The organism is Nitrospinota bacterium, from assembly GCA_016208975.1.
Classification (GTDB): domain Bacteria; phylum Nitrospinota_A; class UBA7883; order UBA7883; family JACRLM01; genus JACQXA01.
The window spans coordinates 1,859,593-1,879,149 of sequence record JACQXA010000004.1; the positions used below are offsets into that span (position 1 = coordinate 1,859,593).

General features: G+C 56.0%; 18 protein-coding genes. 13 read left to right on the forward strand and 5 right to left on the reverse strand.

The features are described 5' to 3' along the window. Nucleotides 1–3 precede the first annotated feature (3 nt). Nucleotides 4–1,149: an anhydro-N-acetylmuramic acid kinase gene (locus tag HY751_12640; protein ID MBI4667242.1), complete on the forward strand. Its 1,146-nt coding sequence runs from the start codon at nt 4–6 to the stop codon at nt 1,147–1,149. Here the strand turns inward: HY751_12640 and HY751_12645 are convergent. Then, complete coding sequence (locus HY751_12645; protein MBI4667243.1) at nt 1,139–2,068, reverse strand: fibronectin type III domain-containing protein; 930 nt, start codon at nt 2,066–2,068, stop codon at nt 1,139–1,141. The genes HY751_12640 and HY751_12645 overlap by 11 nt on opposite strands. A 232-nt stretch (nt 2,069–2,300) precedes the next feature. Further along, nucleotides 2,301–2,735, reverse strand: a complete 435-nt coding sequence (locus HY751_12650) for an Hsp20/alpha crystallin family protein (GenBank protein ID MBI4667244.1) — start codon at nt 2,733–2,735, stop codon at nt 2,301–2,303. A gap of 224 nt (nt 2,736–2,959) precedes the next feature. Between HY751_12650 and HY751_12655 the strand changes: the two genes are divergently transcribed. The 11 genes from HY751_12655 (at nt 2,960) to HY751_12705 (ending at nt 14,694) form a co-directional block, all read left to right on the forward strand. Then, entirely contained in the window at nt 2,960–3,877 is a 918-nt protein-coding gene (locus HY751_12655) for a tetratricopeptide repeat protein (GenBank protein ID MBI4667245.1), read from the forward strand. Then, nucleotides 3,870–4,301, forward strand: a complete 432-nt coding sequence (aroQ, locus tag HY751_12660) for a type II 3-dehydroquinate dehydratase (GenBank protein MBI4667246.1) — start codon at nt 3,870–3,872, stop codon at nt 4,299–4,301. Before HY751_12655 ends, aroQ begins: the two co-directional genes overlap by 8 nt. Nucleotides 4,302–4,319: 18 nt before the next feature. Further along, nucleotides 4,320–5,423 carry an aminopeptidase P family protein gene (locus tag HY751_12665; protein ID MBI4667247.1) on the forward strand — a complete coding sequence of 368 codons (1,104 nt, stop codon included), beginning with the start codon at nt 4,320–4,322 and terminating at the stop codon, nt 5,421–5,423. 151 nt (nt 5,424–5,574) lie between these two features. Continuing rightward, nucleotides 5,575–8,415, forward strand: a complete 2,841-nt coding sequence (locus HY751_12670; GenBank protein MBI4667248.1) for a chemotaxis protein CheA — start codon at nt 5,575–5,577, stop codon at nt 8,413–8,415. A 66-nt stretch (nt 8,416–8,481) separates the two neighbouring features. Beyond that, nucleotides 8,482–8,907, forward strand: a complete 426-nt coding sequence (locus HY751_12675; protein MBI4667249.1) for a response regulator — start codon at nt 8,482–8,484, stop codon at nt 8,905–8,907. 82 nt (nt 8,908–8,989) lie between these two features. After that, nucleotides 8,990–9,862: a protein-glutamate O-methyltransferase CheR gene (locus HY751_12680; protein MBI4667250.1), complete on the forward strand. Its 873-nt coding sequence runs from the start codon at nt 8,990–8,992 to the stop codon at nt 9,860–9,862. Nucleotides 9,863–9,867: 5 nt separating this feature from the next. Beyond that, a complete protein-coding gene (locus HY751_12685) occupies nt 9,868–10,281 on the forward strand; it encodes a response regulator (protein ID MBI4667251.1) in 414 nt (137 codons plus the stop codon). Next, a complete protein-coding gene (locus HY751_12690) occupies nt 10,266–12,281 on the forward strand; it encodes a chemotaxis protein CheA (protein MBI4667252.1) in 2,016 nt (671 codons plus the stop codon). Before HY751_12685 ends, HY751_12690 begins: the two co-directional genes overlap by 16 nt. A gap of 12 nt (nt 12,282–12,293) precedes the next feature. Next, nucleotides 12,294–13,241 carry a chemotaxis protein CheW gene (locus HY751_12695; protein MBI4667253.1) on the forward strand — a complete coding sequence of 316 codons (948 nt, stop codon included), beginning with the start codon at nt 12,294–12,296 and terminating at the stop codon, nt 13,239–13,241. A 45-nt stretch (nt 13,242–13,286) separates the two neighbouring features. After that, the gene (locus tag HY751_12700; protein ID MBI4667254.1) at nt 13,287–14,312 is read left to right on the forward strand and encodes a chemotaxis response regulator protein-glutamate methylesterase; all 1,026 of its coding nucleotides are present in this window, start codon (nt 13,287–13,289) and stop codon (nt 14,310–14,312) included. Between the two features lie 7 nt (nt 14,313–14,319). Beyond that, entirely contained in the window at nt 14,320–14,694 is a 375-nt protein-coding gene (locus HY751_12705) for a PilZ domain-containing protein (GenBank protein MBI4667255.1), read from the forward strand. Nucleotides 14,695–14,764: 70 nt separating this feature from the next. Here the strand turns inward: HY751_12705 and HY751_12710 are convergent, their stop codons facing one another. Beyond that, on the reverse strand, nt 14,765–16,765 hold the full coding sequence (locus HY751_12710; GenBank protein ID MBI4667256.1) for an MCP four helix bundle domain-containing protein: 2,001 nt from the start codon (nt 16,763–16,765) through the stop codon (nt 14,765–14,767). A 236-nt stretch (nt 16,766–17,001) separates the two neighbouring features. On the opposite strand from HY751_12710, the gene HY751_12715 reads away from it, so the two are divergent. Then, a complete protein-coding gene (locus HY751_12715; GenBank protein MBI4667257.1) occupies nt 17,002–17,172 on the forward strand; it encodes a flagellar biosynthesis anti-sigma factor FlgM in 171 nt (56 codons plus the stop codon). An 84-nt stretch (nt 17,173–17,256) separates the two neighbouring features. On the opposite strand, the gene HY751_12720 is transcribed toward HY751_12715, so the two are convergent. Further along, complete coding sequence (locus HY751_12720) at nt 17,257–17,838, reverse strand: hypothetical protein (GenBank protein MBI4667258.1); 582 nt, start codon at nt 17,836–17,838, stop codon at nt 17,257–17,259. Next, a complete protein-coding gene (locus HY751_12725) occupies nt 17,838–19,364 on the reverse strand; it encodes a hypothetical protein (protein MBI4667259.1) in 1,527 nt (508 codons plus the stop codon). Before HY751_12725 ends, HY751_12720 begins: the two co-directional genes overlap by 1 nt. Between the last annotated feature and the right edge of the window lie 193 nt (nt 19,365–19,557).

A 19,557-nucleotide genomic window follows, 5' to 3' on the forward strand; every position in this document is an offset into this window, starting at 1 on the left:
TAAATGCCCCATTATATCGGGCTTATGTCTGGCACCTCCATGGATGGGGTGGACGCCGTGGCCTGCGAAATTGCCGCAGGGAAGAATGCCCCGCTCCGGATAAAACTACTGGCCCACGCCGCATGCGGTTATCCGGAAAAACTTAAAGAACGGCTGTTCAAAGTCGCGGGGCCCGATGGTTCCGCCGGGGAAGTTTGCGCTTTGAACGCCGAATTGGGCGAGTTGTTCGCCAAAGCGGCGCTTAAACTTATGAAACATCCGGCGCTCGCTGGCATAAAGCTCGCCGCCATCGGCTCCCATGGGCAGACAATACGCCACATGCCCCAGTTGGGCGCAACGCTTCAGATAAGCTCTTCCGCCCTGATAGCCGCCCGCGCAAAACTTCCTGTGTGGAGTGATTTCCGCTCCGCGGACATGGCCCGGGGCGGGCAGGGGGCGCCACTGGCTCCGGTTATCCATCTGCCGCTGTTCGGATCGGCCCGGGAGAACGTGAGCGTGGTGAACCTCGGCGGCGTCGCCAACATCACCCATATCCCCGCCGGGGCCAAAAGCGTGAAGAAGCTCATAGCGTACGACACCGGGCCGGGCAACATGCTTATGGATTACGCCGTGGGAAGGATGGGCGCCGGAGGGTTCGACAAAAACGGGCGCATCGCCGCCCGGGGCGAAGTGGACGAAGCGCTTTTACAGCGATGGCTCCGGTTCCCCTACTTCCGGCGGAAAGCGCCCAAGTCCACGGGAAGGGAGATGTTCGGGGGCGATGTTTTTTTCGCTACCGCCGGAGCCCCCCTCCGGTGGGACAGTAACGCGGTGGCCACCATCACAGAATTGACGGCCCGGTCCATAGCTGGGGAAATAATCAAGCTCGGCCGCCTGGGCAGGCCAACGGACATGCTGGTATTATGCGGCGGCGGCGCCAAAAACAGGTATCTGGCCGGAAGGATTTCAGCGCTGTTGAAGGGCATAAAGGTGAGAACGTCCGATGACCTGGGCGCCCCGGCCCAATGGATTGAAGGGGCGCTAATGGCCCTGCTGGCCCATTACGCCGCCGTGGGGGAGCCGTTGGACATGTCCTCCATCACCGGCGCCCATGAAGGGCCCGCGCTGTTGGGCGCGCTGGCCCCCAGGCCCGAATCCGCTAAGGATTGAGGCTTATCCCCACCTGTATGGTAGGATCGCTCTCCGCTCCGGTGTTAAAGGCTGTCACCATGAAGAAATAGGGCAGTGTGGCGTTGAGGCCCGACAGGCTGTATGTCAGCGCCGAGTTCATAACTATCCTGCTGTCCTGGATGGTGACGTTGCCGGAGTTGTTGTAGTAAAGGTTGTAAGACTGGGCGGTGGACACCGCGCTCCACACCAGGGTAAGTTGACCCGTGTTGTCGTATTCCATGGAAATGCCCGCCGGGGCCGAGATGGACGGATCCCGCATGATTACCGAAAACTCGGCGGAAAGGGGGCCCTCGCCGGAATCGTTGGAAGCGGCGACCCTGTAAAAATAGGGCGTGCCCGTAGTCAACCCGGTGTGGGTGGTGGAGGTGGAAGTGAGGGACGAAATGCGGTTGTCCAAAGCGGTCACCCCGCCGGTGTTGTTCCAGTAAATGTTGTATGTCGTGGCCCTGTCAACGGAGTCCCAACTCAACGTGACCTGCCCAGCGATGGAGGAAAGGCTTAACCGGGAAAGGGCGTCCGGAACCGGAACCCTGGGCGTGGCGGACACTATGGCTGAGACCTCGCTTTCCCCTTCCGGGTACATGGCGGTGACCGCGAAATAGTAAACCGTGTTATTGGCAAGGCCCGTGATGGAATACGAATTCCCGGCTATCCCCGCCAGCCTGCTGGAGGATTTTGTCACGTCTGAAGCCAGGCTCCAGTAAACGTTGTATGAAGTGGCTCCTGTCATGGTGTCCCAATTAAGGGTTATCTGGCTGTCCCCTTCGGCGACTGTGACAGTTGTTGGGACTGGAAGGGAAGGGCCAGCGCTGTCCGACCCGGAAGAACCAGAGCCGCTACACCCGGACAATAAGGCCACAACGCCCAAAACCGTGATAAACCCCAACGCTCTTTTCATCTTTACCCTTCTATATTTGTTAACAGGCTAAAGCCCTGGATGGAGCCGGAAAACTCCCGATTAGCAGGCATTGTAAAGGAAATAGCCATGGTATGCGCAAAAAAAATGCTTCTTTTGACCAAAGCCTTAATCCACGGGAACGGGAATAAAAAACAGGCCCGGGTGGGCTTCCGGGCCTGTTTTAAGCTAACGCCGAGGCAAGGGGAGAAACCTGGCGCAACGTCCTTTACGTCTATTCGATGCTTATCTTTTTGGGAAGGGCTTTACCGGTTTTCGGCACAGTTACCGACAGCACCCCGTCCTTGCAGGTGGCGGAGATCTTCTCCTGATCCACATCGGAGAACCGGAGCGACCGGGTGAAAGCGCCGTACCGCCGTTCAACCCTGTGGGTTTTCTCTGTCCTCTCCTCTTCCTCCTGTTTCTTTTCGCCGGAGATGGTGAGGATGGAGTTTTCGAACTCCACCTTGATGTCCTCCTTGCTCATGCCCGGCGCCTCCAGCCGTACCTTGTATTCCTTGTCTGTCTCTGCCACGTCCATGGCGGGCATATAGATAGCTTCGGACTGGATCAGCGAAGAAGGCCACAACTCGTTAAAAAGGGACAGGGAAGCAAATGGGTCGAAATCGGCCAAAGGATGTTCGCTTCTGTTCATTCTGGTCAGCAACATGGCGGATAACCTCCTTTCAACAACGTTGACTTTCCTGTTGTCCAGATAAAACCGCATCGCCGGTTAGTCAAGCCGGGCGGTTTTCGTCTTCGTGGTGGGATATAAAACCGCGATTACCGGGTGTCAAGGCGGCGATAGTTTAAAAGAGGCCAGCGGCCAATAATGAATAAAAAGCCGCTTTTGGTTGACCGTCCGCTGAAGGGTGGCAATAATTAAGGGGATAGGTGGAATTTCACGGGGAGAGCATGGCCGAAACCGGGGCGGGGCGCTGGAAAGGGAGCCTTGAGTATTGGGAGAAACTTGCGGGTGTTTATGCCTCGCGGTACAAAAAGAACCCGTATTCATATATGTATGTACCCCTGGCGGACGCTCTGGTGAACGCTGGCCGGTCCTCGGAGGCTGTGGACACGCTGGAGTCCGGGCTTGCGGCATTGCCCAACAGCCGGGCGGGGAAGATAATGCTGGCCGGTCTCAAGTACGCGTCGGGCGAACATGGGCAGGCGAGAGCCATTCTTGAGGACGTGGTGGAACAATGGCCGGACTCCTCCGCCGCCGTAAAACTGCTATGCTCCATTTACGAAGATGAAGGGAGGCTTGAGCAGGCCGCCCGCATATCTTCAGCGTTGTCGAATTATTACCCGGACGTTCCTGCGGTACAGCGGTTAGCGGGGAAATACGAGGCCATCGCAAAGCTTGATCGTCCGGCGGCTATTGAGGACTATTTTATAGAGACGCCTGTTGTGGCTTCCTCGCAAGCCCCGGTCAAGCAGGACAAGCTTCCGGAGCCGGAACCGGCGCCCATGATTGAGCCGGAGACGGATATCCCAGGCGATGTAATAGTCGAGCCGGAAGCGGTTGAAGAAAAGGTGGATTCCATTCCGGTTTCCGTCCTGGCGGATGAGTTTGAGGATATAGACGCGGACGAAGTATTCGCGGAACTGGAAGCGTTGGAACAAGGGGACGCGGAAGTGGACGGCCCTCCGCTGGAAGTTTTGGATAATCAGCCTCCGCAGGCTCCGGTGGAAGCGGCCTTGGAACAAGGGCCGGGAAACCAGATGGCCCTTTTTAGACTGGAGAATATCTTGACCAGCATATCGAAAAAGAAAACCGCCGGAACAGGCAAGGGGAAAACCAATGGCTAAAAGAGCGCTGATAATTCACGGCCCAAACCTGAACATGCTGGGCAAAAGGGAACCATCAATTTACGGAGACATGGATTTTGACGGGCTCAACAAGCTTATCGGGGAAGAGGCCGGGCGGCTCGGGCTTGCTGTGGTAATCCGGCAATCCAACCATGAGGGGGAAATTGTGGACATGATCCAGAAAGCCCCCGCCGAGGCCGATTGCATAATAATAAATCCAGGAGCTTACACCCACACATCGGTGGCCATCCGGGACGCTCTTCTGGCCGCTGGCCTGCCGGTTATTGAGACGCATCTTTCCAACATCTTCAAACGGGAGCCTTTTCGCCATCACTCCTATGTGACGGATGTGGCCGTAGGGGCGGTGCTGGGGTTCGGCCCGCAAAGTTATGTGTTAGCCCTGCGCGCCGCGGCGGGCTTGTAAGTATCAGGGGCTTGGAAAATGATAATAGAAGACCGGGATAAGTTCGCCCCTTACCTGGAGGCGCGCCGGGAAAAACTTCTGGCTCTTATGGAGAAAGAGGATGTCCCCGCGCTGGTGGTCACCCATTTGCCCAACGTGCGCTACCTCTCAGGTTTCTCCGGCACCGCGGGGACCTTGCTGGCGATGGATGGGCAATTTTATTTCTTTACCGATTTCCGGTACATGTCCCAGGCCAGGGAGCAGGTAAGCCCTCTGCCAATCATTGAAAGCAAGGACCTTAACGCCGACCTGGCCCGAACACTTTCTTCAGGGAAAGCGCCCACTCTCCATTTCGAGGCGGACCATCTGGCATGGTCCAAAGCGGAGGAGATGAAAAGCTCTTTTAAGGATGCGGCGTTAAAACCGTCAAAAGGGCTTGTGGAGCGTCTCAGGCTAATAAAAGACGAAGCGGAAGTGGAGGCTTTGCAGGCCATTGTGGACATGCAGGCCAGGGTGTTCCCCCATGCCCTCCGGCTCATCAGGCCCGGCGCCAAAGAGCGGGATATCGCCGTGGAGCTGGAGCATTTGTTAAGACAGGAGGGCGCCGAGGGGCCCGCGTTCGATTTTATCGTGGCTTCTGGCTGGCGCGGCGCCATGCCGCACGGTGTGGCTTCTGAAAAGACACTGTCGGCCGGAGAGCTTGTAACGGTGGACTGGGGCGCCAAAGCCTGGGGCTATCATTCGGACAATACCCGCACCATGGCTCTCGGCAAGGTGGACAAGGAGCTGGAGGAGATTTACCGGATAACGCTGGAGGCCAACCAGGCGGCGCTGGATTCCATCCGGCCCGGCGTGAGCGTAAAAGCGGTGGACGCTGTAGCCCGGGATATCATAACCAAAGCAGGGTACGGCCCGAACTTCGGCCATGGCACGGGGCATGGGGTGGGGCTTGCAATCCATGAGCGTCCCCCGGTTTCCTGGCGGGAGGACATTCCGGTGGAAACCGGCATGGTATTCACGGTGGAGCCCGGCATTTACATCCCCGGCAAAGGAGGGGTAAGAATCGAGGATATGGCGTTGGCCACACCGGAAGGAGCCCGGGTTTTAAGCCAATCCATCCCGAAACATTTTATTTCCATTTAAAATTGCCACTACACCAGCAAACATAAGGATTTAGATGCGGAATGATGGTAAAATCATCCGTGCTTAAAAAGCTTCACCGCTGTATCGCCACGGCGTTCCGGCTTGGGCGGGCGGAGTATGGTTCTGGCTTTAATTCAGAGGATGATAAGCGTTGACATCCAACGGAATGCGGGAACTTCTGGAGACACTGCTGGAGATTTCCTCCGCGGTGACATCCCTCAACCCCGATTTGACCGATAAAAAAACCATCTCCGATGTAATGCTTGCCCTGGAGAAAATCGCGCCGGATATCCGTTCGTCCGCTTCTCCCAAAGTAGCCCGTCTTGCGGACGCCCTTACGGTGTTATACGAAAAGTTCCTAATGGAAACCATCCCCGACGGAGGGCCGGGCATTGAATGTACCAAAAACGGGGTTATCACCATTCAGGCGGCGCTAAAAGGGGAAAAACAACCCCAACAGGCAGACGCCGAATCGGACCAGATAGTAAACGTTTTGTCTGAATTTTACGGAATCAACCCGCCACCCGCCGCGCCTTCCAAGCCAGCAGGCCACGCTGAAAAGGAGGAGGAGCTTTCCGCTTCCGAAGGGGGTGAGGGGTCCGGGGAAGAAGACCTTTTCGCAGGCTTTGACATGGAGCCCAAGGAACTCCCTGAGGAAGCCCCATCGGCCCCGGCGGACCCTATCCGCCAAAGGCTGGATAAAGTAGCCTCCGGCGTTACCATGCTGGAGCCGGACCTTGGGGACAAGAAGGCCGTTGCGGACATCCTGGTGGAGATGGAATCGCTGACGACGGAGCTCAAGGGCGGCGGATATGACGAAGCGGTGTGCGGCCTGGCGGCCTCCGTGGGGAGAATATACGAGAAAGCCCTGCTGGAAGGGCTTGACGAAGGGCAGAAGGCCATAAACCTTTCAACCAGCGGCATCAAAGCCCTTCTTGCCGCGCTGGAAAAAATAGAGACCAGCGGCGAAGTTGCCAGGGAAGCCTTGCGCATTTCCGGGGACATTGCCGGTTTTCTTGGCGGCCCGCAAGCCGCTCCAACGGCGCAACCTGCTCCTGCGGCGCCAGAACCGCCCAAGACCGCGCCCCCGCCTCCTCAGCCATCCCCAGCGGCCAAACCCGTTGAGAAAATCGGCCCGGTGACACCGGCCGGGGTGGACACGGTGAAAGTGGCCAGTGACGACGACCTCCTGCTTTACACCGAGTTTGTGGCCGAGGCGCAGGAGACGGTGGCCAATGTGGAGAACGACCTGCTGGAGCTTGAGGCAAGCCCCGAGAGCGATGAAATAGTAAACAACCTTTTCCGCGCCATCCACAGTTTGAAAGGCGCGGCCGGGTTCCTTGGGATAAACACCATAAACGTGCTGTGCCATGAGGCCGAATCGCTCATGGACAGGCTTCGCAAGAAGACAGCCTATTGCACACAGGAAATGATAGACGCGTTCCTTAAAACCGCCGATGTCATAAAGTTGGTGAATGAGGGGCTTTCTTCCAGTTGCCAGAAAGCCAAGGGCTCCATGCCCGACGCGTCGCTGGATATCCCCCGATATGAGATAAGCGGTTTGTTGAGAGTGCTTTCGGCCCTTACCCAGCGCAAGCAGGAGGCCGCGCCGCCGCCCCCCTCGCCGGAAGAGGGAATGACTGGGGAACAGGTTGAGGCCGAAAAGCTTGGCGACATACTGGTCCATAAACACGCCATATCACCGGAGCAGTTGGAAGAGGCCCTCCACAGCCAGAAACCCCTGGGCGAAATTCTCGTGCACATGGGCGCCGTGGACGAAAAAGCCCTGGGCGAAGCGTTGCACGAGCAGGAGGAGAAACGCAAGAAGGCCGTTGTCACCGCCTTAAAAGTGGATACCGAAAAGCTCGACAGCCTGCTGGAGCTGGTGGGGGAACTGGTGATCTCCCAGTCCATCGTGGCGCAAGACCGGGTTCTGCAGGAGGAAGCAAACCGGGCGTTCCAGAAGAACGTGCTGAACCTGGGGAAGATAACCAAGAACATCCAGGACCACGTGATGGGCCTGCGCATGGTACAGCTAAAGCAGACGTTCCAGAAGATGAGCAGGCTTATCCGTGACCTTTCCAAAAAGATGGGCAAGCAGGTGGCTTTCCATCTTTCCGGGGAGGAGACGGAAATAGACAAGACCATCATAGAGGAACTCAACGATCCTCTGGTCCATCTTCTCCGCAACTCCATGGACCATGGGGTGGAGGCCCCGGAGGACCGGCGGGCCGCGGGCAAAAGCGGGGTTGGGAACGTTTGGCTGTCTGCTTACCACCGGGGCGGAAACGTTTACATCGAGGTGAAGGACGACGGCAAAGGGCTGGACAAGGACAGGATACTTAAAAAAGCCGCGGAGAAAGGGCTTGTCAAGGATGGCATGGAGCTTTCGGAGCCGGAAATTTTCAACCTGGTTTTCCTTCCCGGTTTCTCCACCGCCGCAAAGGTGACCGACGTATCCGGCCGGGGCGTGGGGATGGACGTGGTGCGCTCCAACATAGACAAGATGGGCGGCAAGGTGGAGATTACGAGCAAGCCCGGCTCCGGCTCCACATTCACAATAAAGCTCCCGCTTACCATGGCCATTGTGGACGGGATGATCGTAAGGATCGGGGGGGAGCGGTTCATCATCCCCACCGTGTCCATCCGGGAATCCATCCGGCCCAGGCTGGAGGAGATATCCACCGTGAGGCGGGAGGGGGAGATGATAAACATCCGGGGCAGGCTGTTGCCCCTAATACGGCTCCACAACATTCTGAAGGTGAAAGACGCCCAGTGCATGAACCCGTGGGAGGGGCTGGTGATCATAGTGGAAAGCGACGAGAAGGAATACGGCCTGATGGTGGACGACCTTTTGGGCCAGCAACAGGTGGTTATTAAAAGCCTTGGCAGAAGGTTCAAAGGGCTTCCGGGCATATCCGGGGGGACAATTTTGGGCGATGGGCGCGTGGGGCTGATACTGGACGTTTCCGGCGTCATCGGGATGAACTGACATCGCGGCGCAGGATTGCCTGAAGTTGCTATAATTTGAAAACCAAATTAATAGGTTTTGAAGATAATGTCCATTAATGTACTCATAGTGGATGACGAAGAGGGGATACGCAAATCCCTTACAGCCTACCTTAAAATGGAAGGCTACTCGGTGGACTCCGCCGAAAACGGCAAGGACGCCCTTGAAAAGCTGAAAAGCTCCAAATACAACATAGTCCTGCTGGACATAAACATGCCTGAGATGGACGGGCTGGAGACGCTTCAGAGGGCCAAGGCGGTGGATTTTTCGATCCAGGTGATCATGATGACCGCCTACTCGACGTTTGAGAAAACAATGAAGTCGCTGGAGTTCGGCGCGTCGGATTATATTTTAAAGCCGTTCGACGACCTTACGGAGATTCTGCGTCTGGTGAGGCTGTCCGAGGAGAAGCTGGAGCGGTGGCGCAAGAACATGAGCGCAACCATCATAAAACAGAGGAAAGAGAGCATTTAGTTCCGGTGAGAGGGGCTGACGTTTTATTTCGCCAGAAATGTGACTTGGGTTATGAGCGCCCGTTACGCGCTACGAGAGGGAAATGCCGGTAAACGCTGACACTTTGGCCTACGGGCCCCTGGACCTGTCGGACAGGGAGTTTGAGATGTTCCGTGCGCTCATCTTCGAGAAGAGCGGCATAAATCTCAACGAGGGGAAGAAAGAGCTGGTGCGCACAAGGCTTGGCGGCCGCCTGCGCAAGGGAGGGTTCCGCTCCTTCATGGAGTATTATAAATACGTCACCCAGGACGTAAGCGAGAGCGAGCTTGTCACCCTGCTGGACGCGATTTCCACAAACCTCACAAGCTTTTTCCGGGAGGCCAACCATTTCAACTATCTTAAAAAGAATGTCCTGCCGGATGTCCTGCTAAGAAAGAAAACAGACCCGTTAAAAGAGATCCGCGCCTGGAGCGCAGGCTGTTCGACGGGGGAGGAGCCTTACTCCATCTCGTTTATCCTGCTGGAGACGCTGGAGAGCATGCCTTCCATGGACGTAAAGCTCCTGGCCACGGACCTTTCCACCAAAGTGCTAGCCAAAGCCGCCCGGGGTATATACACCGCCGAACAGGTCAAGTCGGTGCCTAAAGAGCTTCTACCCCGGTATTTCGATATCGAACACATCAACGATGAGAAGTTCTACAGGGTGGGGCAGAAAGCGCGGGGTATCGTGCAGTTCAAGCGTTTCAACCTGATGACGCCCACTTTCCCGTTCAAGCGCAAGTTCGACTTCATATTCTGCCGGAACGTGATGATCTATTTCGACAAGCCGACCCAGCAGACGCTGATAAACAAGTTTTACAACGCGCTGGCTCCGGGCGGCCATCTTTTAATCGGCCATTCGGAAAGCCTGACGGGCGTGCAACACCGGTTCAAGTACGTCCAGCCCACCATATACAGAAAACAAGAACAGCAGTGACAGTGATGGAAACAAAAATTCTGATAGTTGACGATGAAGAGGGGATAACAAACTCCCTCACCCGTTACTTCAAGATGAACGAATACCATGTGGACAGCGTAAACTCCCCCAGGGAAGCCCTGCGCATGATCCAGAACGAGAATTACATGGTTATAGTCTCCGACATCATGATGCCGGAGATGAACGGCATAGAGCTTCTCAGGAAGATAAAAGAGTTCAACGGCATGATCCAGGTGATTATGATGACCGGGGTGGTGTCCATCGAGAACGTGCTTACCTGCCTGCGCTACGGCGCCAACGACTGTTTCCTGAAACCGTTGGACGACCTTTCGATTATGCGGAAGGCCGTGGATGAGGCCGTCGCCAAGCTGGCCAAATGGGAAGCCCTCATCAAACAGATGGTATGCAGGAAACACTGAACATGATGATGGACGGGATTGACAAGGAGATCCTTGACGAGTTCATCAAGGAGACCATGGAGGAACTGGACGGCCTGGACGCCCAGTTCATATCCCTGGAGAAAAATCCAAAGGACTCCGATGTCATAAACTCCATATTCAGGACCGTCCATTCCATCAAGGGCTCGGCCTCTTTTTTCAACCTGAACCATATCCGCAACTTCGCCCACAAGTTCGAGAACCTGCTAGACGAGCTTCGCAAAGGAAAACGGACGGTAACCTCCGAGATTGTGGACTTGCTCCTGAAAGGCAAAGACTGTCTGGACGGCATGTTCAAAAGGCTGGCCGCCGGTGACCTGAGCGGAGACCTCAAGGATGAGGAGAGCCACGCCCTGGCGGTTGTGGAGCGCATACTCGCCTCCGCCGACGAGGCAGAAAAACCCACTCCGCAAGTGCTGTTCCAGCGCATCCTTGATATGCGGCGGGTGCTAGCCGAAGACGGCCTCCTGCAACGGCCATCAGTCACCGCGCTTTTTGCGCTGGTGGAGGAGTTGAAACTTGCCGTGCTGGGGGACGAGGCGAAGGAAGAGGGGGTTGTCCCCAAACTGGGGGAGATCCTGGTGGAGCAGGGGGTGATAAGCCACAAAGACGTGGCCGAGGCCCTTTCGTCGCAGAAACGGCTTGGGGACATCCTGGTGGAGCAGGGGAAGGTCACGCCGGAGGCCATTCAGCAGGCGGCGGAGCTCCAGCGCAAGAAAACCGAGGATACCGTGGCCGAGAAGGTATCCAAAGAGGCGGAAAAGGTCACCGAAAAAAAAGCCGGCATCAGGAAAACCATGCGCATAGAAGAGGAGAAGATAGACGGCTTCATGGCGCTGGTGGGGGAACTTATAATCAACGCCGAGGTTTTCAATTACCTGCAGAAGAAAATAGAACTGGGTGTTGATCCGGGCAAGATCGCCTCGGAGTTCAAGAACGCAAACCTCGAGTTCAACGAGTTGACCTTCAAACTCCAGCGGGGGCTGGCGGAAGTCCGCAAGGTGTCCATAAACGGCATTTTCCAGAAACTCCCCCGCATGGTACGCGACCTGGCCAACTCCACCGGCAAACAGGTGGATTTCTCCATGGCCGGGGAAGACCTGCTCATAGATAAAAGCCTCTTCGAGCAGTTGGAGGCGCCCATGAACCACATCATAAGAAACGCCGTGGACCATGGCCTGGAACCGCCCACGGAGAGGGTAGCGGTTGATAAAGATCCCATAGGCAAAGTTTTCGTGAAGGCCGAGGAGGATGGCGGCGACCTTGTGATAACCGTTAAGGACGACGGGCGGGGATTGGACGCCAACCGGTTGAGGGCCAAGGCTGTGGAAAAAGGCATAATCAGCCAGGCTGCGGCGGAACTGATGCCCGACAGGGAGGCCTACCGGCTTATATTCGCCGCCGGGTTCTCCACCGCCCAGAAAATCACCGACGTTTCGGGCCGCGGGGTGGGAATGGACGTGGTGATCACCGCCGTCAAGGAGGCCAAGGGGAAGGTGGACATTGATACCGACCTGGGTAATGGAACCACCTTCCTTATAACCATGCCCATGTCCAACACGCTCATTACCATTTCCGGCCTGTTGGTGGCCGTGGGCAAGGAAAGCTACATAATACCCATGGAGTGGGTGAGGGAGTCGTTGAAGCCCGCAAGGGGGCAGATATCCTCCGTCAAACGGGCCGGTGAGGTGGTGGAGATAAGGAACACCCTTTACCCCCTTTTAAGGCTTCACAACGTGTTCGGCGTAAAGCCGAAGTTCACCGACCCGTGGGACGGGGTTGTGATGGTGCTGGACAAGGACGGCCAGCGGTGTTGCCTCATGGTGGACGAGATCGTGGAGGAGACCCAGGTTGTGTTAAAAGACCTGGGCAAAACTTTCAGGAACATAAAAGGCATCCTGGGCGGGGCCATACTCGGCGACGGGCGCGTGGGGCTTGTGCTCAACGTGGAAGGGCTCATGCAGGAAGGCATGGTTGTTTAGGGTGGCGGGAAAATGAACGACGATCTGATGGCGGAATTTTTCACCGATACCCAGTCGCACCTGGAGGCTATCGAGGAGCTTATCCTGATTATAGAAAAAGAGGGGTTCGCTTCCGGGGCCATAGACGACATGTTCCGCCGCGTCCATTCCATCAAGGGGAACGCCGGGGTGCTCGGGCTAGGGCCAATCCATACCGAGGGAATGAAATTCGAGACATTCCTGGATGGGATAAGGGAGCGGAAAGCCGCCACGGCCGATGAGATGGACCAGATGTTTTCAGGGCTCGACGCGCTAAGGGAGATAGTGGGGCGCGTGCGGGAGGAAAAAGGGATGGGGCACGCGCCCAAACGGGAGGAACCGAAACGCCAGGCCCCGCAGGCCCCGGCGGCTACCTCAGCTTCCCCTGTCCCGCCACAGTCCCAACCCGTAAGCGACACGCGAGTGGAAGTTCCCGAAAAACCTTCCTCTCCCATCCCCCAACCTGCCCATGAAGAGCGGGAAAGGGTTTCCAGGGTTATTCATGACGAAGACCTTGTCACTTTCCTTTCCTTCGAGCTGGACAGTGAGTTGTTCGGCGTTGAGATACTCAAGGTACGGGAGATAATACTGCGCGAGATAGTGACTCCAGTGCCTAACACCAAATCCTTCGTCCAGGGTGTGATGAACCTGCGTGACCAGATAATCCCGGTGTTCGACCTGCGGCGCCGGCTGGGGATGGGCTCCGGCGGTAATGACGAGAAAAACGTGGTGATAATAGAGATCGGCAAAGTCACCACCGGCCTTCTGGTGGACGATGTAAAGGGTATTGTGACCATAGCGGGGAAGGATATCGCCCCGCCGCAACAGTTTCACGGTAGCGTTCCCACGGATTTTTTATACGGCATCGGCAGGACCGGCGAAGGCACCATTGTGCTTTTGGACGCTCTGGATCTTTGCGATCCGGAAGAGCTTTTATACTAAACCTCCACGGCGGGGTTTTGCGCATTATGACGGCTAGAGGTTGACATGGCCAAGATACGGGTATTGGTGGTGGACGATTCCTCCATCGCAAGGCAGGTTATATCCAACGCCCTGTCGTCCGACAGGGACATAGAGGTGGTGGGCACCGCGCCTGACCCTTTCGTGGCCAGGGACAAGGTGGTGGAACTGAGGCCCGATGTTATCACCCTGGACGTGGAGATGCCCAGGATGGACGGGGTGACCTTCCTGCGAAAACTGATGAAGCACTTTCCCATTCCCGTGGTCATGGTCTCGTCGCTGACTCAAAAAGGGGCGGAAACCACACTGGCGGCGCTGGAAGCGGGCGCTGTGGACGTGGTGGCCAAACCGGTGATGGAAAAGCACAACCTCAGTGAGATAACCGTGGAGCTTCTGGATAAGGTGAAGGCGGCCTCCAGGGCGCGGGTCCGCAAGGTGGACAGCCATCCGGCGGCGGTGAAAGCCCCGCTGACAGCCATGGTAGCCACCACCAACAAGGTTGTGGCTATCGGCGCCTCCACGGGCGGCACCGAGGCGTTAAAAGAGGTGTTGTCGCGCATGCCCGCCAACGCGCCGGGAATCGTTGTTGTCCAACACATGCCGGAGACCTTCACCCGGGCATTCGCCGAGAGGCTGAATTCCCTTTCCACAATCCGGATAAAAGAGGCCAGCGATGGCGATTCGGTCACTCCGGGGAACTGTCTTATAGCGCCGGGCAACAAACACATGCTTCTTCGCCGGTCCGGCTCCAGATATTACGTGGAGGTGAAGGATGGCCCGCTGGTATGCCGCCACCGGCCATCGGTGGAGGTGCTTTTCAACTCGGTCGCCAAGACCGCCGGCAAAAACGCCATAGGGGTTATCATGACCGGGATGGGCGCCGATGGGGCCACAGGGATGCTGGCCATGAAACAGTCCGGGGCTATCAATATCGCCCAGGACGAGGACAGTTGCGTGGTGTTCGGAATGCCCAAGGAGGCCATAAAGGTTGGGGCCGTGGATAAGATAGTTTCGTTGGACAAGATACCGGAAACCATATTGGCTCAGGCGTGAGGGTTGAATGACTCCCGATATCAACGATCCCAAGGGCAGAAGGAAAAGGAAAAGGATCCACTTCATCACCGAGATCGTGATAAACCACGGGGGGCAGATAACCGTTTACAAACGCACCCACGATATCAGCATGAACGGGGTCTTCGTGTCCACCGCCAAGCCGTTGCCCTTGGGGAGCGAGGGGGATTTTTCGTTGATCTTGAGCGTCGGCATGCGGCGGGAACAGATAAACGGCCGGTTCATAGTGGCCCGGGTGATATCCATGGACGAGGGGCTTTCCGAGCCGGAGCAAGGGCCGGGGATGGGGCTTAAGTTTACCGGGATAGACCCGGACGCAAGCGAGCTTCTCTACAACCTGGTGCTCTACAACCAGCCTGATTAGCGCAACCATAAAAAAAAGGGCCGGGAGCTTTTACAAGCCTCCAGCCCTGTTAAGCCTGTATCGGACCGCCCTAAAAATCCTTGAAATCATCGTCATCCAGAGGGATCAAATGATCCCCCTTGGAGGCGCCTCCGGAACTCTTGGCGGGTTTGTCTTCGGCAGGCTTCTTGGGAGCCCTTCCACCCACAAGACCCTTCACCGGCCTGGTGGCCTTGCCGCCGGGGCGAGCAGTGGACGCCCCTCCCGCGGCGCGGCCCCTGGAGCCGCCATGAGTGCCCTCGACGAGGCCCGTAAGCCTATCCACGACACCTTTCATGGACTCCGCCTGGGCCGACAGCTCTTCGGCGGCGGCGGCGGTCTCCTCGGCGTTGGAGGCGGTCTGCTGGGTCACCGAGTCCATCTGGGTGATGGCCTTGTTCACCTGGTCCACCCCTTGCGCCTGTTCGTTGGACGCGGCGGCAATCTCGCCCACAAGGTCGGTCATTTTCTTCACGCTCTCCACGATGCCGGACAGCATCTGGCCAGCCTTGTCGGCTATCTCTCCGCCGCTGGCGGCTTTTTTCACCGCGTCTTCGATAAGCGCCGCGGTGTCCTTGGCGGCCGTGGCGGACCTTTGGGCCAGGTTCCTCACCTCTTCGGCCACTACGGCGAAACCCTTGCCATGCTCCCCGGCCCGGGCCGCTTCCACCGCGGCGTTGAGGGCCAGAAGGTTGGTCTGGAAGGCTATCTCCTCGATGACCTTGATGATCTTGTTGATCTCCTGCGATGACTGGTTTATGGCCCGCATGGACGATATCATCTCGTGCATGGCCTCGGCGCCCTTCTCGGCTTCCGTGCGGGTATCCCTGGCCAGCGAGTTGGCGTGATTGGCGTTGTCGGCGTTCTGCTGGGTCATGGAGGTTATCTCCTCCAGCGCCGATGATGTCTCCTCCAGCGAGGAGGCCTGTTCCGTGGCGCCCTCAGCCAGCGACTGGCTGGCCCCAGAAATCTGCCCCGCCGCCGAAGTCACCTGGCCGGATCCTTCGCTAAGCTCATCCACGATGACCATTATCGGTTTTGATATGGAACGGGCCAGCCAAATGCCAAGCCCCATGGCCAGGATGGCGGCCACTATCACCACCACCACCATAACTACCTGGGTGATGCTGGAGTCGGATTCGGAGGTTTTCACGGCCTCCTCGGCTATGTCCACGTTGAGTTTCACCAGGTCGTCCAGCAGTTTGTTGGATTTGGCGAAATTCTCGGCCACGGGCCCAAGCACATGGTCCTGCATGGCCTCCACCTTTTCATCGGCCTCGTTGGCCACATCGTGGATGGTGGCCATCTGCTGGCGGACCACCATGGCGGTGGCCTCGGCTTCCTGTAGCACCTTTATCGCTTCAGCCTGCCTGCCTACCGCAATAAGGTCTTTCACCCTTTTCCCGGCTTCATGCAGATGACGGTGGGGTTCCTCTATGGCCTTTAGGGCTTCCTGCAGTTTGGGGCTCTCGGTTTTATAGGCGTAATACCATTTACCGAAATTACACTGGGTTGGGTCTATTTGGCCGGTGAATTCGCTTTTATGGATTACAGCGTCGTTGAGTTTCTCAATCCATTCCACGTGCTCCAGCAGACGGGACTTGATGTTCCATTTAAGCTCCATCGGGGTGTCGATTTTCGTTTCATCCACCTCGCGGGACATGGCCAGGGCTTTGTCCAGCTCCTCCCTCCATTTTTTCCACACGGGCACGAATTCCTGCCACATCCTGGCTTCTTCAGTGGTTTGGGGAAGGGGCTCGTAAATCTTCCAGCCTCTTTCCGCCTTGTCCAGGTATTTGGCCATACGCTCGTACTGGGGTTTCTTCTTTTCCAGCTCCAGTTCGGCAATGGTGAGGGTGCGCATGGCCATGCCCGCTGATGCCTGCCCTTCGGCCATCATTAGCAGACCCTGTACCGAAGGCAACCGGACAACGCCAACTTCATTGAGGTGCCCGCTCATGCGGATGACGCCGAAAAGCCCTATTACACCTGTAAGGGTGGTAAGAATGGCAACCGCAATGAATCCTGCGATCAGCTTGGTGGATAGTTTCATGGAAATCGCTAAGCCCCTCTATATATTTTGGATTGCGATATTTGCGCTATTTATAATTAGTGTAATTTATATCACAACTTGGCTGAATTTGACTGTTTTATTTGCTAAAAGAAGGTTATCCATGCGCTAGTTTATCAACAATAATGGGGCAACGAAAAAAAAGGTCTAATGTCTTTTCCCGGTCCAGCCGATATTAAAGATGCCGTATAAGGTGAGAAGAGTCTATGGAGGGTGTTATGGCTGAAATAACCGGTGTCCGGTCGGAACTGGTGGCGCGGTTCAAACGGGAGATTAAGGAAAAGACCTACAAGGTCAAATCCGAAGAGATCGCCGACAAAATCGCCCAGCGGTTGAAGGAAGACGCCGCCATTACAGAGTCTGTCAAACAGGGGCGATGGACTGGGTAATAAGAAACTTCTGCGCCCTTAAACCGCTTTTACAATCAATCAGTTCCAGTCAATACCGCGCATTCCCCCGTTTCCCTGAAATGCCTATCCAATTCCGGTTTCCAACGGCGCTGTTTCCTCATTGGGGCAGGGGATTTTCTGTATGACTGTCCACAGGCCCACCAATAAGCCGGCCAATGCCACCGGAGCCAAGTTCGCAAAAGGGATCCCCAATGATATGTAACCCAGGAACCCCAAGATCCAGCCAACAACAAACCCATTGTTTTCCATGAAGAAAAGGGTTGAAGATCTGTTGAATATTTTTGAATGGGCCGCAAAAAAGTGCCCTGCCTGGGCCCCTGATACTCCGATCAAAATGCCATGGATCCACAACATTTCAATTCGGAAAGGTACGTAACCGCACAATCCCTCGGATAGATAGAAAGCTAAAACACTGGCGGCTAGCCATAGGGTGAGGTTTAATGGGGTGAGGCCATGACCTGAATGTTTATTCGCCAGCCAAAGCCCCAAGCCGGATCCTGCCAGCCAGGCTACTGTGATGGTGAGAAAGCCTGGATAAGCGGCGGTCACCCAAATCTCCAATTGGAAGAAATAGCAGGTTTGTAGCACGGCGAAGAAAACCCCCATGGACAGGGCGTATGAATGTTTCAGGATATTAGAGATCATCAGAAATCCATGCCGAATAAACTGTCCAGGTCTTTTCCATGCACCTTGTAATAAATGTTGTTGAGACTCCGTTTAACAGGATATCCGACAGATGTCATCCGTATGGGCGGCTGGCCATCTATTATGTTAACCGCGACCGGTTTTAGATAAACATCCACTTCCTCGGCTCCCAGCGATTGGCTGGCCTCCACCAGGTCATTGGAGTTGAAAGTGAGACGCCTTCCGCCGATGGCGAAGCTCCTGCCCGCCTTGTCGGGTGTATAAACCACAAAGTCCTCGAACGCCTCCGCCACCGCGGAAGCCACCGTTTGGGGCGTGGGGTTGTCCCGCCGGAAGGTGCCGCCCAGCGCTACGGAGATTACGCCGTTTTCCGTGAGCCGTTCCCTGGCCATGCGATAAAAATCAACGGAATGCAAAAGCCCAACCTGTATTGTAAGAGGCACAGGCACATCCACGATTATTACATCGTATTTCTTGCTACCGCTTCCCAGGAACCTTTTGGCGTCTTCTATGACCAGTGTCCAGTTGTTCACCTGGTCAAGCCTGTTAATGTCCCACAGGAACTTGCGGGAGCCGTTTATTACAGATTCGTCTATTTCAACGGTTGTGACGAAATCCGAATGCTTGGACGCGTACCGGACTGATTCCATGGAGCCCGAGCCGATTATGAGCGTCTCTTTCGGATGCGTCAGGATTATTGGCACACGGGTGAGAAATGTGTTGAACAGGCTAAGCTTGCTGGAGCCATAGTTATGTCTCCCGTTCAAGAAAATATGCCGATTGGTGTGGCCGGTCCTTAAAAAGTCCACTTTCTGGTATGGCGAGTTGACGCTTTGAATCGTCTCGGCGTCTTCCAATATACCGGCGGAATGATAATAATAGCTGATACTTTGACGCTGGATATCGTCAAAGACGGCGCCATATGCGGCGACGCCCATTAAAAGCGCGGGCCACGCCGCCACCCGTTTCAGCATGAGTCCCACGATAAGGGCCAAAGCCGTTTGGTAAACCAGGGGGAGCGCCCATTGTTCCATTGCGCCGCCAGACACAATCGCCCCAACACCCGCCACCGCCCCGGCCAGTTCCGCCCCGTATAGCCGGGCCAGGCTTTTTTCACCATTGTGGGTGTCAATGAACCTTGGCAGAAGCAGGCTGAAAAATGAAGACAGGGCGAAGGCGGTGAAGAACAAAATGAAGAAGAAAGCCGCGCCATACCCCCGATTTTCCACCAACGCTCCGCCAATATATCTGAGCGAGAATGGAAGGGTTATGTGCAATAGCCAGGTGACCACGGCGGCGGCCTTTATCATCCTTTCGGTAAAGAAGCCCGCGGCGCCGTAACCTATGGAGTAACCGGCGAAATAAGCCACGGTTACCAGGAGGATCACAAGCTCTGTCCCCATGAGCATGGCGGATATTTCCCGGATCATGAAGAACTGGAGGATGATCAGGCAAAACCCCGCCAGAAACAATATCCCTTCCGGAGGGGGACTGGATTTTATTATTTGATTACTTCGGTCTGCCATACATTGCCAATTATACGACAACCGGCGCGCGCGTGTCCCGGCTCATGCCATCAGGTTTAAAATGTTGCAATTTGTACAAAGCCTAATTTAAGATATTCAACTAGTTACATTTAAACTATGATGCATGCATGGATGCGAGGAGCGCCATGCCCTTTGGAAATACAGACGGATCGGAATTAAATTCGGGAGAGTA

What these genes read in the sequence shown, in the direction of transcription:
- HY751_12640 (MBI4667242.1), top strand. Translation starts at nt 4, where the DNA reads ATGCCCCATTATATCGGGCTTATGTCTGGCACCTCCATGGATGGGGTG.
- HY751_12645 (MBI4667243.1), bottom strand. Translation starts at nt 2,068, where the DNA reads ATGAAAAGAGCGTTGGGGTTTATCACGGTTTTGGGCGTTGTGGCCTTA.
- HY751_12650 (MBI4667244.1), bottom strand. Translation starts at nt 2,735, where the DNA reads ATGTTGCTGACCAGAATGAACAGAAGCGAACATCCTTTGGCCGATTTC.
- aroQ (MBI4667246.1), top strand. Translation starts at nt 3,870, where the DNA reads ATGGCTAAAAGAGCGCTGATAATTCACGGCCCAAACCTGAACATGCTG.
- HY751_12665 (MBI4667247.1), top strand. Translation starts at nt 4,320, where the DNA reads ATGATAATAGAAGACCGGGATAAGTTCGCCCCTTACCTGGAGGCGCGC.
- HY751_12675 (MBI4667249.1), top strand. Translation starts at nt 8,482, where the DNA reads ATGTCCATTAATGTACTCATAGTGGATGACGAAGAGGGGATACGCAAA.
- HY751_12680 (MBI4667250.1), top strand. Translation starts at nt 8,990, where the DNA reads ATGCCGGTAAACGCTGACACTTTGGCCTACGGGCCCCTGGACCTGTCG.
- HY751_12685 (MBI4667251.1), top strand. Translation starts at nt 9,868, where the DNA reads ATGGAAACAAAAATTCTGATAGTTGACGATGAAGAGGGGATAACAAAC.
- HY751_12690 (MBI4667252.1), top strand. Translation starts at nt 10,266, where the DNA reads ATGCAGGAAACACTGAACATGATGATGGACGGGATTGACAAGGAGATC.
- HY751_12695 (MBI4667253.1), top strand. Translation starts at nt 12,294, where the DNA reads ATGAACGACGATCTGATGGCGGAATTTTTCACCGATACCCAGTCGCAC.
- HY751_12700 (MBI4667254.1), top strand. Translation starts at nt 13,287, where the DNA reads ATGGCCAAGATACGGGTATTGGTGGTGGACGATTCCTCCATCGCAAGG.
- HY751_12705 (MBI4667255.1), top strand. Translation starts at nt 14,320, where the DNA reads ATGACTCCCGATATCAACGATCCCAAGGGCAGAAGGAAAAGGAAAAGG.
- HY751_12710 (MBI4667256.1), bottom strand. Translation starts at nt 16,765, where the DNA reads ATGAAACTATCCACCAAGCTGATCGCAGGATTCATTGCGGTTGCCATT.
- HY751_12715 (MBI4667257.1), top strand. Translation starts at nt 17,002, where the DNA reads ATGGCTGAAATAACCGGTGTCCGGTCGGAACTGGTGGCGCGGTTCAAA.
- HY751_12720 (MBI4667258.1), bottom strand. Translation starts at nt 17,838, where the DNA reads ATGATCTCTAATATCCTGAAACATTCATACGCCCTGTCCATGGGGGTT.
- HY751_12725 (MBI4667259.1), bottom strand. Translation starts at nt 19,364, where the DNA reads ATGGCAGACCGAAGTAATCAAATAATAAAATCCAGTCCCCCTCCGGAA.